This is a genomic window from Paraburkholderia sediminicola (genome assembly GCF_902859805.1).
GTDB lineage: Bacteria > Pseudomonadota > Gammaproteobacteria > Burkholderiales > Burkholderiaceae > Paraburkholderia > Paraburkholderia sediminicola.
The window spans coordinates 141,498-155,309 of the sequence record NZ_CADIKC010000008.1 but is presented as its reverse complement, the minus strand read 5'-3'; the positions used below and the strand labels follow the sequence as shown (position 1 = coordinate 155,309).

Below are 13,812 nucleotides of genomic sequence, written 5' to 3'. Positions count from 1 at the left end.
TGCTCGGTGATTCCGGATTGCATAGCGTAAGTGGACTCCATGAACGGGGCAGAGGCAGGACCGAGTGGCCGTTTTCGCGGCGTGAATCGAAAGATATTCGTAAGTTTTGCGAGTGCGACGCAGCGGCGTCGGCGACCCTTCACCCTAATTCACGCCATGCGCCCCTCAAATACGCAGAATCTGAAAACCAGGGGGATTCGTCGGTCAGACAGTCAAAACCGTCGCGCGCTCCCTGATAGAATGCTTGGGCCGCAACGTAGTGGACTGCAGATGAAATTGCTTGATGCGTTAGTCGAACAGCGTATTGCCGCCGCAGCTGCGCGCGGTGAGTTCGATGATTTGCCGGGCGCGGGCGCGCCACTGCCTCTCGAGGACGATGCACTGGTCCCGGAGGAAGTGCGCGTCGCCAACCGGATTTTGAAGAATGCGGGCTTCGTGCCGCCGGCTGTCGAGCAGCTGCGCGCCTTGCGCGACCTGCAGGCGGAGCTCAATGCCGTGAGCGACAAGACCACCCGCTGCCGTCTCCAGGCGCGCATGCTGGCGCTCGATATGGCGCTTGAATCGCTGCGCGGCGGTCCCCTGGTCCTGCCGCGCGAGTACTGCCGCCGCATTGCCGAGCGGCTCTCGGAGCGCGTCGGCAACCTCACTATGGCCGATGTAGGTTCGCAGTGAGCGAGTCGCTTGCCCGCTCCGCCTCGGCGGGTCCGGAGTCTGTCGAATCAGGCGAATCGGCTGAGGCGGCAACACTGCCGGCTGACCGGTTCGGATCCGCTGATTCCGATACTTCAGTGCCGGCGGCGAGTGATCCAACGCCAACCGCGACCGCCGCGATGCTGATCGATACCCCAACACCCGACGAATCACCCGTACCGCCCGTGTCGGAGCGTGATCGTCGCTTCATGGCGCTCGCCCAGGCTGCTGCCGAAGAGGCCCGCGCAGCGGGCGAAGTGCCGGTCGGCGCGGTGCTCGTGCGGGGGGACGAAGTCATCGCCAAAGGATTCAACCATCCGATTGGTGCGCACGACCCGTCGGCGCATGCGGAGATGATCGCCTTGCGCGCCGCCGCGCAAGCTGTCGAAAACTATCGGCTGCCGGGCTGCGAGCTCTATGTGACGCTGGAACCTTGCCTGATGTGCGCCGGTGCGATCATGCATGCGCGTATCGCACGCGTTGTGTTCGGCGCGCGTGATCCGAAAACCGGAGCGTGCGGCAGCGTCGTCGACGCATTCGCGAATCCGCAGTTGAACCACCACACCACGGTGATCGGCGGCGTGCTCGAAACCGAATGCGGCGCCGCGCTCAAATCGTTCTTTGCCGAGCGGCGGCGCGCAAGCCGGGAAGCACGCGCGGCGGCACGGGGCGAGGCGCACGTCGTTGCAAGTAGCGAAGCGCAGCCCGGTTTGCACGCCGAAGCGCACACCACAACACACAGCGAAGCACACGCTGAAGCCGATCCCGACGCAGGCCTCGACGCGCACACCGATGCACACGCCGATGCACGCAACGAACCGGGGCCGGCTGAGTCACTCTAAAACAACAACGTCCAACAGGTCTTGCCAATGACCGTCCATCGCATCATTGAATTGATCGCACCGTCAGGGTATCCGCATGATGCCGAGGTGTTGCATCGCGCATTGCATCGCTTGCATACGCAGGGGCATCGGATCGAAGGTGTGGAGGCGACGAAGCGCCGTTACCAGCGCTTCGCTGGCACCGACGGCGAGCGTGCCGCCGATCTGAACCGGCTGGCGGACCCTTCGCGTGCGTTGCCCGACATCGTGCTGGCCGTGCGTGGCGGCTACGGCGCAGTGCGCATCCTGCACGGGCTCGACTACGAAGGGCTGCAACGGCGGTTGACCGATCAACCGGTCGCGCTGGTGGGGCATAGCGATTTCACCGCGGTGCAGCTTGCTTTGCTGGCACGCGCCGGCGTGAAAACTTTCGGCGGCCCGATGCTGATGAGCGACTTCGGCGCGGAAGATCTGAGCGAGTTCACCATGCAGCACTTCTGGTCCGCGCTAACCCGTCCGACCATGACGGTGACGAGCAATGTGCCGCAAGCGCAGAGCACCGATGTAACCGGCATGTTGTGGGGCGGCAATCTGGCGGTGGTGACATCGCTGATTGGCACGCCTTACATGCCGCCGGTACAGGGCGGCATTCTGTTCCTCGAAGACGTCAACGAGCAGCCGTTCCGGCTCGAGCGGATGCTTTATCAATTGCACCTCTCGGGCATCCTCGCGCAGCAGCAGGCGCTTGTACTCGGCGATTTCTCCGGCGGCAAACCGTACGAGTACGACAACGGCTACGATCTGCACGCAATGATCGAGCAGGTGCGCTCGGTGATCGGGATTCCGGTCATTACCGGTCTGCAGTTCGGCCATATTCCCAACATGCTGACGCTGCCGGTCGGCGCGGACGCGCACCTCGTTGCCAACGCGCATGGGTTCAAACTGTCGTTGTCGGGCTATCCGACCCTTGCCTGAAACGGCGTGGAGTAGGGAAGCGGGCGTTTGTCCGCTTTATTTTTGAGCCTTCAACGCAACTAACGGTCGAGTATTCACCGCAACACCCGACAGAACGGTCCCATGCATGTCCCTCACTTTGTTGACAAAACCCGTCTCCAATAGACGACCATCCCATACATTAATTAAACTGGTAGTGAAGCTGAGTAAGGCCTGTGCGGGCTGTCTGCCAAGCCACGCTATGGCCCGGGCGTCTGGATTGTCGAAATTCAAGACAAAAATTGTTGACAATCTTTATGTCCATCCTATGATGACAACCATACCGAGACGCACATCATGTCCGACACAGACTCCGCCGCCGCGAATGGTCCGAAAGCCGAAACGATCGCCGAGCGCATCCGCGCCGCGATCCTCGAGCATCGGTTAGCGCCTGGCGCCAAGCTGACAGAAGCACAGTTATGCGAAGTATTCGGCGTGAAGCGCGGCCCGATCCGGCAGGCGCTCGCGCAACTGGCCACCGACCATCTCGTCGACCTCGAACCGAATCGCGGTGCGTTTGTTGCCAGCCCGTCGCTGCAGGAAGTGCATGAAGTGTTCGAGATGCGCCGGATCATCGAACTGGCCGTGGTTGAAAAGATTTGCGGCGGTCATGGTCTGCGCCGTTTGAAGAGCATCGGCAGCATGATCGGCCGTGAACGCAAAGCGTTCGAAACACGTGATTTTCCGGCGTGGATTCGCCTGTCGGGCGAGTTTCATACCGAGTTGGCCGGGCTCACCGGCAACGCCGTGCTGTGCGACTGCCTGAATGGACTGGTGGCGCGCTCCACGCTGATTTCGGCACTGTACGAGTCGCTCGGACGCAGCCCTTGCTCGTTCGAGGATCATGAAGCGATTCTCGCCGCGCTCGACGCCGGCGATGCAAAAGAGGCGGCGGCACTGATGTCGCGCCATTTGCAAAGCGTCGAGTTGAAGATGCTGGAGCGCCCCGCACGCGGCGCGGCCGATCTGCATGAAGTGTTTGGCGCCCTTGGCGGCGCGTCGAAGGAAGCAGCTAGACCCAAGTCCGCGCCAGGCTGAGGCAAGCGGCCGGTGTGCGCCCGTTGCTGGTGCGCGCCGCACTGAATTGAACTGAACCGAATCAGGCGTTGCAAGGCGGCTCTGCGTGAGCGCTGCCGGCTTGCGCACGCGTGGCCGTCACGGGATGACAGCCCTGGAGTAGTAACGCATCGCCGGGAATTCGCGGCGACAGGCGGTGCGATAACCAAAAGTACATCAAGTACGGAGACATCCGCGGCACGGTTCATTAATCGGCTCAAAGCTCCCATTTTCAGATCGAGGAGAAGAGGGCCGCTGGCATGGCCGATGCAACGTCCTTCGATTCGCTATCGATGGTCCCTATCCCAAGGAGGAATCATGGCTCAGTTCAGTGCAGCGCCCGGCAATCCCGCAATTCCCACCTACGCAGACGGCGGCGCGCCCAGCGATCCGTCGATACCAGCAGGCTACAGCGAGAGGCTGTACAACGAAGATCTGGCGCCGCTGCGCCATCAAACCTGGGGCGCCTACAACATCTTCGCGTTCTGGATGTCGGACGTGCATAGCGTAGGCGGCTATGTATTCGCGGGCAGTCTGTTCGCGCTTGGACTGACGAGCTGGCAGGTGCTGATCGCGTTGCTGGTCGGCATTACGATTGTCAACCTGCTCTGCAACCTGATTGCCAAGCCGAGTCAGGCGAACGGCGTGCCTTATCCGGTGGCCTGCCGCGCAACGTTCGGCGTGCTCGGTGCGAATATTCCGGCCGTGATTCGCGGCCTGATCGCAGTAGCATGGTACGGAATCCAAACTTATCTGGCCTCGAGCGCACTGGTAATCGTGGTGCTGAAATTCGTCCCGCAACTGTTGCCGTACGCGGACCTGCATCGCCATGGTTTTATGGGCCTGTCGACGCTTGGCTGGGCCGGTTTCATGTTGCTGTGGGTCCTGCAGGCGCTGGTGTTCTGGCACGGCATGGAGACCATCAAGAAGTTCATCGACTTCGCTGGTCCGGCGGTCTATGTGGTGATGTTCATTCTCGCGGGCTACATGGTGTATCGCGCAGGATGGCGAAACATCGGCATCAACCTGGGCGGTGTCAAATATCACGGCATGGAAGTAGTGCCGGTGATGATCACGGCGACCTCGCTGGTGGTCTCGTACTTCTCCGGGCCGATGCTGAATTTCGGCGACTTTTCGCGCTACGCCAAGAGTTTTCGCAGCGTGCGGCGCGGCAATTTCTGGGGCTTGCCGGTCAACTTCCTTGCCTTCTCGCTGGTGACGGTGATTACGACCGCGGCGACGTTGCCGGTGTTTGGCCAACTGATCACGGACCCGGTCGAAACGGTGGGCCGTATCGACTATCCGACCGCGGTGATTCTCGGCGCATTGACCTTCACGATTGCAACGATCGGAATCAACATCGTCGCTAACTTTGTGTCGCCGGCCTTCGACTTCTCGAATGTCGCGCCGCGTCTGATCAGCTGGCGCGCGGGTGGCATGCTCGCGGCGGTGGCGTCGATTTTCATTACGCCGTGGAACCTGTTTAACAATCCGGCGGTGATTCACTACACGCTCGATGTACTGGGCAGTTTCATTGGACCGTTGTATGGTGTCCTGATCGTTGATTATTTCCTCGTGAAGCGTCAAAAGATCGTGCTCGATGATCTCTACTCGGTCTCCCCGGGCGGCTCGTACTGGTACAAAAACGGTGTCAACTACCGCGCGGTGGCTGCATTGTTGCCGGCTGCGCTCATCGCCGTGATCTGCGTGATGGTGCCGACGCTCGACGGGCTGGCCAATTTCTCGTGGTTCATCGGGGCTGGATTGGGTGCTGTGTTCTACCGCGTGCTGGCTCGCTGAGTCAGTGCTGCAACAGGAGTCGCTATGCGCATCAAACTGATCAATCCGAATACGACGCAACGCATGACCGAAGCAATGGGCCGCTGCGCGCGCGATGTCGCCGCACCCGGCACCGAAGTGATCGCGGTTAATCCGACGATGGGGCCGCCCTCGATCGAAGGCTATTACGACGAAGCGCTCGCAACCCCCGGGTTGCTGGCCGAGGTCATTGCCGGGGAACGTGAGGGCTGCGACGCTTACGTGATCGCCTGCTTCGGCGACCCGGGTTTATACGCGGCGCGCGAGTTGGCGCGCGGTCCGGTGATCGGCATCGCCGAAGCGGCGATGCACGCCGCAAGCGTGCTGGCGCCCGGATTCTCGGTGGTGACCACCTTGGCGCGTACCTGCGGCATGGCGTGGCATCTCGCCGAGCGCTACGGCATGAAGCGCTTCTGCCGCAACGTCCGCGCAACTGACGTCGCCGTGCTCGATCTCGACAAGCCCGGCTCGGCGGCGCGCCGCATCATCCTCGACGAATGCCGGCGCGCGCTGGAGGAGGACGGCTCGGACGCGATCGTGCTCGGTTGTGCCGGCATGGCCGAATTGTGCGCGGAGATAGAAGATGCGCTGGGCGCGCCGGTGATCGAGGGCGTGACGGCGGCGGTCAAATGGACCGAGGCGCTGGTCGCGCTGCGGCTGTCGACAGCCAAGCGGGGCGACTATGCGCGGCCGCTGGCCAAGCGTTACGACGGCGCATTGGAAGCCTTCAGTCCGACCGATGCGGACCCAAATCCGCAGCCGTCGCGCGGTTCGGCAGCGAGCGCCACGGAAAGTGCAGATTCGAGTGGTTTACTGCGGGTAAACACCACGGAACGCCCGGTGGGACCGGCTTCGCACATACATCCAGTCTGACACGCACTATCTGCCCGGGTGTATGGGCGCACCCGGGTGTTTTCGCTACACTGGTTCCACTCGGCGCTGGTACCCGAATGCTATTTTGCTGCTGATTCTGGTGCCGCTTTTTCAGGGCTGCCTCCGCCCGCGCCGGCCTGCTTGCGAAGCAACAACCGCAGGCAAATGCAGGCAAGCGCACACCCGCGCATGCAGAACGCACGCAAACCCTCGTGCCTGTCACGTGAGTTCCGCGCGAATTTTACGGTCCGTCTCCACGTTTTCGTCAAACCATGCCACTCGATTCGAACTATCCACGTGATCTGATCGGCTACGGCCGCCACCCGGTGCAGGCGAACTGGCCGGGTCGGGCGCGCGTCGCGGTGCAATTCGTCCTGAACTACGAAGAGGGCGGTGAAAACTGCGTGCTGCACGGCGATCCGGGCTCGGAACAGTTTCTGTCGGAGATCGTCGGCGCGGCCTCCTATCCGTCCCGTCACATGAGCATGGAGTCGATCTACGAATACGGCTCGCGCGCAGGCGTGTGGCGCATCCTGCGCGAATTCGAAAAGCGCGGCCTGCCGCTCACGGTGTTCGGCGTCGGCATGGCGATCGAACGGCATCCTGACCTGGGCCGCGCTTTCGTCGAGCTCGGTCATGAGATCGCTTGTCACGGTTATCGCTGGATTCACTATCAGGATGTGTCGCCGGAAAAAGAAGCGGAACACATGCGCCTTGGCATGGAAGCGATCGAGCGCATTACTGGCGAGCGGCCGCTTGGCTGGTACACCGGCCGCGACAGTCCCAATACGCGCCGGCTGGTCGCCGAATACGGCGGCTTCCTGTACGACTCGGATTACTACGGCGACGATCTGCCGTTCTGGATGGATGTCGACGTGACGGGCGGCGCAAAGAGCCCGCAACTGATCGTGCCGTACACGCTCGACACCAACGATATGCGCTTTGCAAGTCCGCAAGGCTTCAATACCGCCGACCATTTCTTCACGTACCTGCGCGACGCATTCGACGTGCTGTACGAAGAGGGCGACGAAGCACCGAAGATGCTGTCGATCGGCATGCACTGCCGTCTGCTCGGCCGTCCGGGGCGCTTCCGCGCGCTGCAACGTTTTCTCGATCATATCGAACAGCACGATCGCGTGTGGGTGACGCGGCGCGTCGATATCGCGCGTCACTGGCGCGAACATCACCCTTACCAACAAAACAACCGCGGGGCAGCGGCATGAAGGCGATGCAATACACTCTGGATCAACTCAACAGCACCTCGACCGACGCGTTCGTCGCAGCGCTGTCGGGCATTTTCGAGCACTCGCCGTGGGTCGCGGAAATTGCCGCGCAGCAACGGCCGTTTGCCAGCATCGACGAACTGCACAGCAAGATGTCGAACATCGTCGAGACCGCCGGTGAAGAGAAGCAACTGGCGTTGATCAACGCCCACCCGGAGCTCGCCGGCAAGGCAGCGGTGCGCGGTGAACTGACGGCCGAATCCACGCGTGAGCAGAGCGGCGCGGGACTGGCCCAGTGCACGCAGGAAGAATTCGACAGGCTGCTGGCGTTGAACAGCGCCTATCGCGAGAAGTTCGGCTTCCCGTTCATTCTCGCGGTGCGCGGTTATGACCGCCACGGCATTATCGCGAACTTCGAGGCGCGCGTGAACAACAGCCGCGCCGATGAATTGCGCGCCAGCCTCGATCAGATCTACCGCATCGCACGTTTCCGGCTCGACGACCTGATCGACGCGTAAGGTTTTAACTACGCGTCGCGGACCTCGAACCGAAACGTTTTTTCCGTACCAGCAAACATTAAGGAAGACAAAGATGGCACTCCCGATTCTCGACCCCAACGCACCGGAATTCACGCGCCGCTATGTGAATCTGGCGGACCCGCGCCTGGGCGCGCAGGCGCTCGAGGCCAGCGACGATTTCTTCGCACCGAAGGATCGCATGCTGAATCCGGAACCGGCCGTCTTCATTCCGGGCAAGTACGACAACAACGGCAAGTGGATGGACGGCTGGGAAACGCGCCGCAAGCGCGCGAACGGCTACGACTGGTGCGTCGTGAAGCTCGCGCGTCCGGGCGTAATCAAGGGTCTCGACCTCGACACCAGCCACTTCACGGGCAATTTCCCGCCGGCGGCTTCGGTCGAGGCTGCGCGCGTTGTGGACGGCGTGCCGAACCAGTCGACGCAATGGACCGAAATCGTTCCGTCGACCACGCTGCAAGGCAACAGCCACCACTATCACGAAGTCAGCGACACGAATGCGTACACGCACCTGCGCGTGAACATCTACCCGGACGGCGGTATTGCGCGTCTGCGTGTGTATGGCCAGCCGCAAGTCGACTGGGCCGGCGCAAGCCGCACGGAGCAGTTCGATCTGGCCGCGATGGAAAACGGCGCGTATCTGGTCGCGGCGAATAACCAGCACTTCGGCGCTGCATCGACGATTCTGATGCCGGGCCGCGGCGTGAACATGGGCGACGGCTGGGAAACGCGCCGCCGCCGTGAACCGGGTAACGACTGGGCGATCGTCGCACTGGCGCAACCGGGCGTGATCAGGAAGATCGAAGTCGATACGGCTCACTTCAAGGGCAACTATCCGGACCGCTGCTCGATTCAGGCCGCGTATGTGACGGGCGGCACGGACAGCTCGTTGATTACGCAAGCCATGTTCTGGCCGGTGCTGCTGGGCGAACAGAAGCTGAAGATGGACAACCAGCACTATTTCGAAAGCGAAATCGCTGCGCTGGGTCCGGTCACGCACGTGCGCTTCAATATCATTCCGGACGGCGGCGTATCGCGTCTGCGTCTGTGGGGCACGCTCGCATCATGAAAACGCTGGCGATCGAACCGTTGACGAAGGAAGCGTTCGCCGCATTCGGCGACGTGGTCGAACTCGAAGGCGCGAAGCAGATTCCGATCAACCTCGGCACCACGATTCGCTATCACGATCTCGCGAAAGTAGACGTGACCGACGAGAACGGCCGCACGCTGGTGAATCTGTTTCGCGGTCAGCCGCGCACGTTGCCGTTTGAAGTGAAGATGCTCGAACGTCATCCGCTGGGCAGCCAGGCCTTCGTGCCGTTGAACGACAAGCCGTATCTGGTGGTCGTGGCGCCGGCAGGCGAACTCGATCCGAAGCAGATTCGTGCGTTCGTGACGAGCGGCTGGCAAGGTGTGAACTATGCGAAAGGTGTCTGGCACCATCCGCTGATCGCATTGGGCGACGTGAGCGACTTTATCGTTGTCGATCGTGGCGGCGACGGGTTGAACCTGAACGAGCAGGATCTGGCCGAGTCGCTCTGGCTCACCGAAGATGCTTTGAGCGCAGTGACCGTCTGAACTCGTTGCCTTAGCTTGCCTTGACCAACCTTAGCGTAGTACGTTGAGCAGGCAGGTTATAAAAAAGCCCACAGTGCACGCTGTGGGCTTTTTTCATTTGCGGACCACCACGCCGTGGGGCGCAATCTCGCTGGTCAGTTGCGCTTGCCGAGAAGCGGTGAACGCCCAATGACTTCGCGCGCATGTTCGGGCGGCTCCGGTGCGGAAAATCCCGCCGCTTCGATCGCCGGTTTGAGCCCTTTGAACTGCAAGCTCTTCTTCGGCGAACGCAACGACGCCATACCGTCGTCCCACGCGTGCAGCATCTGCTTGGCGACGTTGCGCCACTGCGGCTCGTTGCGTGCTGCTTCAATCAACTCGTGACCGACGGCGACCGCCGAGTCGCATAACGCTTCGACCATCTGCGCGTATTGCCGCGGTGCGATACCCATGCGTGTATTGAAAAATCGTTCGAGCGTTTTGCCGGCCGCCCAGGTTTTACGTCCGTCGATCGGCAGGCCCGGTGGATTGGCCGCGAAACGCGGATAAGCCTGTGTCGTGACGATGTCGTAGACGGGCGTAAACGCGACGTCATCCACAGACGTGTAAAACAGCGCGACATTCTTCGTATGGCAGTCCGCGTTGCGCACGACGTAGTTCGTCAGCAAGTGCCAGCCGAGATGCTCGAGTTGCTGCCGCATACTGTCTCGATCGAGTAGATAGGCTCGTGCGGCATTGAGCATCTTTTCGCTGGTCGAATTGTATTTTTCGTGCGGCGGCAGGCCCAATAGACCGCACATGTCCTCCACGCCGTACGCGGGCAGTCCGCGCGCATCCACGTCGAAACGCTCGACGATCAACGCGCGTCCATCGTCCGACATCTGCGTGCGCGCGACCGGCGCTACGCCGAGCCGCTCGAGTACGCGCATCGAGTAGAACTCGTTGAAGCCGAGAAACGGCGTGTTGTCGTCGGAACCTTTGACGATGTGGCGGCTCGTTCGGATGGTGGGTTTGCCGAGCGGCATCGGTTCGGACGCGCCGGAAGCATCCGCCTGCGGCGCGATGAACTTCGGCACGGCGCCCGAGATGGCCGCGCGCGCATATTCACGCACCAGTGAAGCAAAATGTTCGGCCGTGTTGTCACCGTGCAGGATGTCCTGGACATCTAGCGCTTGAAGTTCGTTGCCCGGCATGACGCCTTCGGGCGTCACGGTGACGCGGCCAATGCCCATGGCGCCGACTACAGCAAGCAGCGACAGATCGGTGCCGTCGAGCAGGGGGCCGAATTGCTCGCGGATCAGATTCAGCAGGTAGCCTTCCGGCAGGTTCTGCCGGAAAAACGGATGCAGGTCGCGTGGCCAGCGCCAGGCTTCTTCGCGCACCGGCATGGTCAGACTGACGAAGTCAGCCGCCGTCGCATCACGGTTGTATTTGAGGACGTAGTCGTCGCGCTCGCGAAACAGCGTAGCGACGTGCTTGCCCAGTACCTGAACGTCGAGCCTCATGAGTCCGCGTCCGGCATGCGTTGTTCAGCCAGGATATCTTCGAGTGTTCGCCCGTGGCCGTGCGCGACGAACTTGAGGTCGTAGCCGGCAGCTTCGAGCAGGCGCACGAGCACCGACACACTCATATCGTTTTTGGCGAGCGTTTCCATACGCGCGACGGTGGTGCGAGCGACGCCCGCGCGGCGCGCCAATTCCTCTTGAGACAAGTGGCTTTCGCGCCGAACGGCCTTCAGCATGTCCGATACGTCAGCGAGATTGGTCATTTGTAGCCCCGCGGCATCAAATTAACGGATGTTAGCCATATTGTAGCCCATAAGCCACAATTTGTTTTTATGGTTTTGTGCCTCATGGGCTACATTTTATCGAATTTCGCTAAATTTGTATCTCTTGGGCTACAATTTCCCTTGTCACTCTGACAAACCGTCCGGACCGAATGATCAACAAAAAAGCGGGCTTCCCGCTCACGCGAAAAGCCCGCTTCATGCTGCTTTGCCAAGCCGGGCAACCTACCCGGCCAGTTCATTACTTCACCGCACCGCCTTCGAACCACGCGGCGATCTTCATCCGCTCGTCGTCAGTCATGTGCGTGACGTTGCCCAGCGGCATCGCCTTCAATGTCACAGCCTGCTGGTAGATCCGCTGCGCATTCTGCGAGATCTCATCCGGTGTATCCAGCAACACGCCGGCCGGGGCGCTGCCCATCATCGTCGGATGAGCGGAGTGGCATGCCACGCAGCGTTGTTGCAGCACCGGCGCAATCTCGGCCACGGTGACCTTCGGCGCGTTCGCGGCTTGCGCTTGCGGCACGATCGGCTTCGGCATTGTCGAGAAGAGGGCGGCGAACATCAGCGCGATACCCACCAGCGGCAGGTACCACAGCACCTGGCCGCGGTGACGCATCACGAAGAACTGGCGAATCAGCGCGCCGGCCAGCATGATCATCAGGAGCACGATCCAGTTGTACTGATTCGTGTACGTCATCGCGTAGTGGTTCGACAGCATCGCGAACACCACCGGCAGCGTGAAATACGTGTTGTGCACCGAACGTTGCTTGCCGCGCTTGCCGTAGATCGGATTCGGCGTTTCGCCCTTGAGCATCGCGGCAACCATCTTGCGCTGACCCGGGATGATCACGAAGAACACGTTCGCCGACATGATCGTTGCCAGCATCGCGCCCATGATCAGGTACGCCGCGCGGCCCGCGAAGATGTGGCACGCCAGGTAAGCCGCGATCACGACATAAATGCCGACGCAGATGCCGAGCACTTTGTCTTTATTGCCGAGCAGACGGCACAGCGAGTCGTAGACGATCCAGCCTGCGGCGAGGAAGCCGAGTGCCGAAGCAACCGCGACCACCGGGCCCATGTCGAGTACGTTCTTGTCGATCAGGTACGTGGACGGCGACATCAGATACAGCACCGTGAAGAGGCTCGCGCCCGACAGCCACGTGGTGTACGACGGCCACTTGGACCAGTGCAGATCGTCCGGCATTTCCGGCGGCGCAACGGTGTACTTCTGCATGTTGTAGAAGCCGCCGCCGTGCACGTGCCACAGTTCGCCGAACACGCCGCGCTTACGCTGGTTCGGGTCCGTAGGCGGTTTCAGGCTGTTGTCGAGCGCGACGAAATAGAACGATTCGCCGATCCACGCGATGGCGACGATGACGTGGAACCAGCGCAATGCCAGGTTCAGCCAGTCAGTGATAAAGCCTTCCATGAAACTCCTCCACTTCTGATTCGTTGTACGCGCAACGACGTTTGTGCCTTGATTACGCCTTCGGTGACCCGGCTGACGGGTCGTCGGCATGCACGATGTCGCTGCGCAGACTGCGGGGTGAGAGACGCGATGTGCTCAGTTCGCACCGCGCCGTTTTTTATTGGAACTTCGGGTCGAGTCGCTCGCGTTCGATTGCGCTTCGCGGTGTCTCCAAAGATCCGCACAGTGCAATCGGGCGCGCTCGCAAATACAGCGCGACTTCAACCTCGTTCTCCTCCAACACCTATCGATACGCCTGGTTCAGCCTGGCTGCCCCTTAGCTGTCCCTTAGCTACCCCGATAGGTGCTGTACGACCACGGCGATACCAATAGCGGCACGTGATAGTGCGCACCGGCATCGGCTACGCCGAAGCGCAACACGACGCGATCGACAAAACGCGGCTCCGGCACTTTCGTACCGATCGATGCAAAGTAGTCGCCGGCGCCGAACACGAGTTCGTATTCGCCCGGGACCAATGCGTCGCCTTCGAGCAGCGGCTGGTCGCAGCGGCCGTCGTCATTGGTGGTGGTGGTTTTGAGCGCGCGGCGGGTGTCGCCGGAGAGCGCGAAGAGTTCGACCTTGATGCCCGCGCCGGGACGGCCGTTCGCGGTGTCGAGCACGTGGGTAGTGAGCTTTCCCATTCGCAATTTTCCTTATGTGAATGCGAGGTTTCGGCGGCGGCCCGATCCAGAATACGTTGCGGCGGATCGAGGCTCCACGTCAGTGGCTACATACCCGTCGGCGAATTGAAGCGAGCGCCGTGGCAGCCATTGTAAAAAGGATGTTCACGTCAGCGCGCGCGAGATAGGAAAGATAATACCTGGCGCATGACAGACAGCCTGTTGAAAGCCACATTGAGTCGATTCATTCGACTATTGCCGTGCAATTCGATCGTACCGGCGCCAAAAAAGGCCCACTATATCGGCAGCGTGAGGTTGGGTATCGCACCGGCGCGAGTTGTCAGCATTATTTTGACCGTCGAAG

The 13,812-nt window shown here is 61.2% G+C and carries 14 protein-coding genes; 10 read left to right on the top strand and 4 right to left on the bottom strand.

Translation table 11 applies throughout. The features are described from left to right. Nucleotides 1-270 precede the first annotated feature (270 nt). The 10 genes from R8871_RS25925 (at nucleotide 271) to R8871_RS25880 (ending at nucleotide 9,588) form a co-directional block, all read left to right on the top strand. Complete coding sequence (locus tag R8871_RS25925; protein WP_175053012.1) at nucleotides 271-672, top strand: DnaJ family domain-containing protein; 402 nt, start codon at nucleotides 271-273, stop codon at nucleotides 670-672. Nucleotides 673-830: 158 nt separating this feature from the next. Beyond that, on the top strand, nucleotides 831-1,532 hold the full coding sequence (gene tadA, locus R8871_RS25920; protein WP_246287720.1) for a tRNA adenosine(34) deaminase TadA: 702 nt from the start codon (nucleotides 831-833) through the stop codon (nucleotides 1,530-1,532). 27 nt (nucleotides 1,533-1,559) lie between these two features. Continuing rightward, a complete protein-coding gene (gene ldcA / locus R8871_RS25915) occupies nucleotides 1,560-2,486 on the top strand; it encodes a muramoyltetrapeptide carboxypeptidase (RefSeq protein ID WP_175053011.1) in 927 nt (308 codons plus the stop codon). Between the two features lie 315 nt (nucleotides 2,487-2,801). Next, entirely contained in the window at nucleotides 2,802-3,542 is a 741-nt protein-coding gene (locus tag R8871_RS25910) for a GntR family transcriptional regulator (protein ID WP_054035315.1), read from the top strand. A 336-nt stretch (nucleotides 3,543-3,878) separates the two neighbouring features. Next, the gene (locus R8871_RS25905; RefSeq protein ID WP_175053010.1) at nucleotides 3,879-5,360 is read left to right on the top strand and encodes an NCS1 family nucleobase:cation symporter-1; all 1,482 of its coding nucleotides are present in this window, start codon (nucleotides 3,879-3,881) and stop codon (nucleotides 5,358-5,360) included. Nucleotides 5,361-5,384: 24 nt separating this feature from the next. After that, complete coding sequence (locus R8871_RS25900; protein ID WP_175053009.1) at nucleotides 5,385-6,251, top strand: aspartate/glutamate racemase family protein; 867 nt, start codon at nucleotides 5,385-5,387, stop codon at nucleotides 6,249-6,251. 272 nt (nucleotides 6,252-6,523) lie between these two features. Next, nucleotides 6,524-7,474 (top strand): allantoinase PuuE, encoded by a 951-nt coding sequence (puuE, locus tag R8871_RS25895; protein ID WP_054035317.1) that lies wholly within the window; start codon nucleotides 6,524-6,526, stop codon nucleotides 7,472-7,474. Then, nucleotides 7,471-7,992, top strand: a complete 522-nt coding sequence (gene uraD / locus R8871_RS25890) for a 2-oxo-4-hydroxy-4-carboxy-5-ureidoimidazoline decarboxylase (RefSeq protein WP_106351861.1) — start codon at nucleotides 7,471-7,473, stop codon at nucleotides 7,990-7,992. Before puuE ends, uraD begins: the two co-directional genes overlap by 4 nt. A gap of 73 nt (nucleotides 7,993-8,065) precedes the next feature. Beyond that, the gene (alc, locus tag R8871_RS25885) at nucleotides 8,066-9,079 is read left to right on the top strand and encodes an allantoicase (protein WP_175053008.1); all 1,014 of its coding nucleotides are present in this window, start codon (nucleotides 8,066-8,068) and stop codon (nucleotides 9,077-9,079) included. Next, entirely contained in the window at nucleotides 9,076-9,588 is a 513-nt protein-coding gene (locus R8871_RS25880; RefSeq protein ID WP_154566196.1) for an ureidoglycolate lyase, read from the top strand. Before alc ends, R8871_RS25880 begins: the two co-directional genes overlap by 4 nt. A gap of 134 nt (nucleotides 9,589-9,722) precedes the next feature. Here the strand turns inward: R8871_RS25880 and R8871_RS25875 are convergent, their stop codons facing one another. The 4 genes from R8871_RS25875 to uraH form a co-directional block, all read right to left on the bottom strand. Continuing rightward, nucleotides 9,723-11,072 carry a type II toxin-antitoxin system HipA family toxin gene (locus R8871_RS25875; RefSeq protein WP_175053007.1) on the bottom strand — a complete coding sequence of 450 codons (1,350 nt, stop codon included), beginning with the start codon at nucleotides 11,070-11,072 and terminating at the stop codon, nucleotides 9,723-9,725. Then, nucleotides 11,069-11,335, bottom strand: a complete 267-nt coding sequence (locus R8871_RS25870) for a helix-turn-helix domain-containing protein (protein WP_054035321.1) — start codon at nucleotides 11,333-11,335, stop codon at nucleotides 11,069-11,071. The genes R8871_RS25875 and R8871_RS25870 overlap by 4 nt, the downstream gene beginning before the upstream one ends. Before the next feature lie 259 nt (nucleotides 11,336-11,594). Continuing rightward, nucleotides 11,595-12,788 (bottom strand): urate hydroxylase PuuD, encoded by a 1,194-nt coding sequence (locus R8871_RS25865; protein ID WP_175053006.1) that lies wholly within the window; start codon nucleotides 12,786-12,788, stop codon nucleotides 11,595-11,597. A 327-nt stretch (nucleotides 12,789-13,115) separates the two neighbouring features. After that, a complete protein-coding gene (gene uraH / locus R8871_RS25860; protein WP_074283346.1) occupies nucleotides 13,116-13,469 on the bottom strand; it encodes a hydroxyisourate hydrolase in 354 nt (117 codons plus the stop codon). Nucleotides 13,470-13,812 lie beyond the last annotated feature (343 nt).

Bases quoted from the DNA above. Each gene is read 5' to 3' on its own strand.
- R8871_RS25870 (WP_054035321.1), bottom strand. From the start codon at position 11,335: ATGACCAATCTCGCTGACGTATCGGACATGCTGAAGGCCGTTCGGCGC.
- tadA (WP_246287720.1), top strand. From the start codon at position 831: ATGCTGATCGATACCCCAACACCCGACGAATCACCCGTACCGCCCGTG.
- uraH (WP_074283346.1), bottom strand. From the start codon at position 13,469: ATGGGAAAGCTCACTACCCACGTGCTCGACACCGCGAACGGCCGTCCC.
- R8871_RS25905 (WP_175053010.1), top strand. From the start codon at position 3,879: ATGGCTCAGTTCAGTGCAGCGCCCGGCAATCCCGCAATTCCCACCTAC.
- R8871_RS25925 (WP_175053012.1), top strand. From the start codon at position 271: ATGAAATTGCTTGATGCGTTAGTCGAACAGCGTATTGCCGCCGCAGCT.
- R8871_RS25910 (WP_054035315.1), top strand. From the start codon at position 2,802: ATGTCCGACACAGACTCCGCCGCCGCGAATGGTCCGAAAGCCGAAACG.
- R8871_RS25880 (WP_154566196.1), top strand. From the start codon at position 9,076: ATGAAAACGCTGGCGATCGAACCGTTGACGAAGGAAGCGTTCGCCGCA.
- ldcA (WP_175053011.1), top strand. From the start codon at position 1,560: ATGACCGTCCATCGCATCATTGAATTGATCGCACCGTCAGGGTATCCG.
- R8871_RS25875 (WP_175053007.1), bottom strand. From the start codon at position 11,072: ATGAGGCTCGACGTTCAGGTACTGGGCAAGCACGTCGCTACGCTGTTT.
- alc (WP_175053008.1), top strand. From the start codon at position 8,066: ATGGCACTCCCGATTCTCGACCCCAACGCACCGGAATTCACGCGCCGC.
- uraD (WP_106351861.1), top strand. From the start codon at position 7,471: ATGAAGGCGATGCAATACACTCTGGATCAACTCAACAGCACCTCGACC.
- puuE (WP_054035317.1), top strand. From the start codon at position 6,524: ATGCCACTCGATTCGAACTATCCACGTGATCTGATCGGCTACGGCCGC.
- R8871_RS25900 (WP_175053009.1), top strand. From the start codon at position 5,385: ATGCGCATCAAACTGATCAATCCGAATACGACGCAACGCATGACCGAA.
- R8871_RS25865 (WP_175053006.1), bottom strand. From the start codon at position 12,788: ATGGAAGGCTTTATCACTGACTGGCTGAACCTGGCATTGCGCTGGTTC.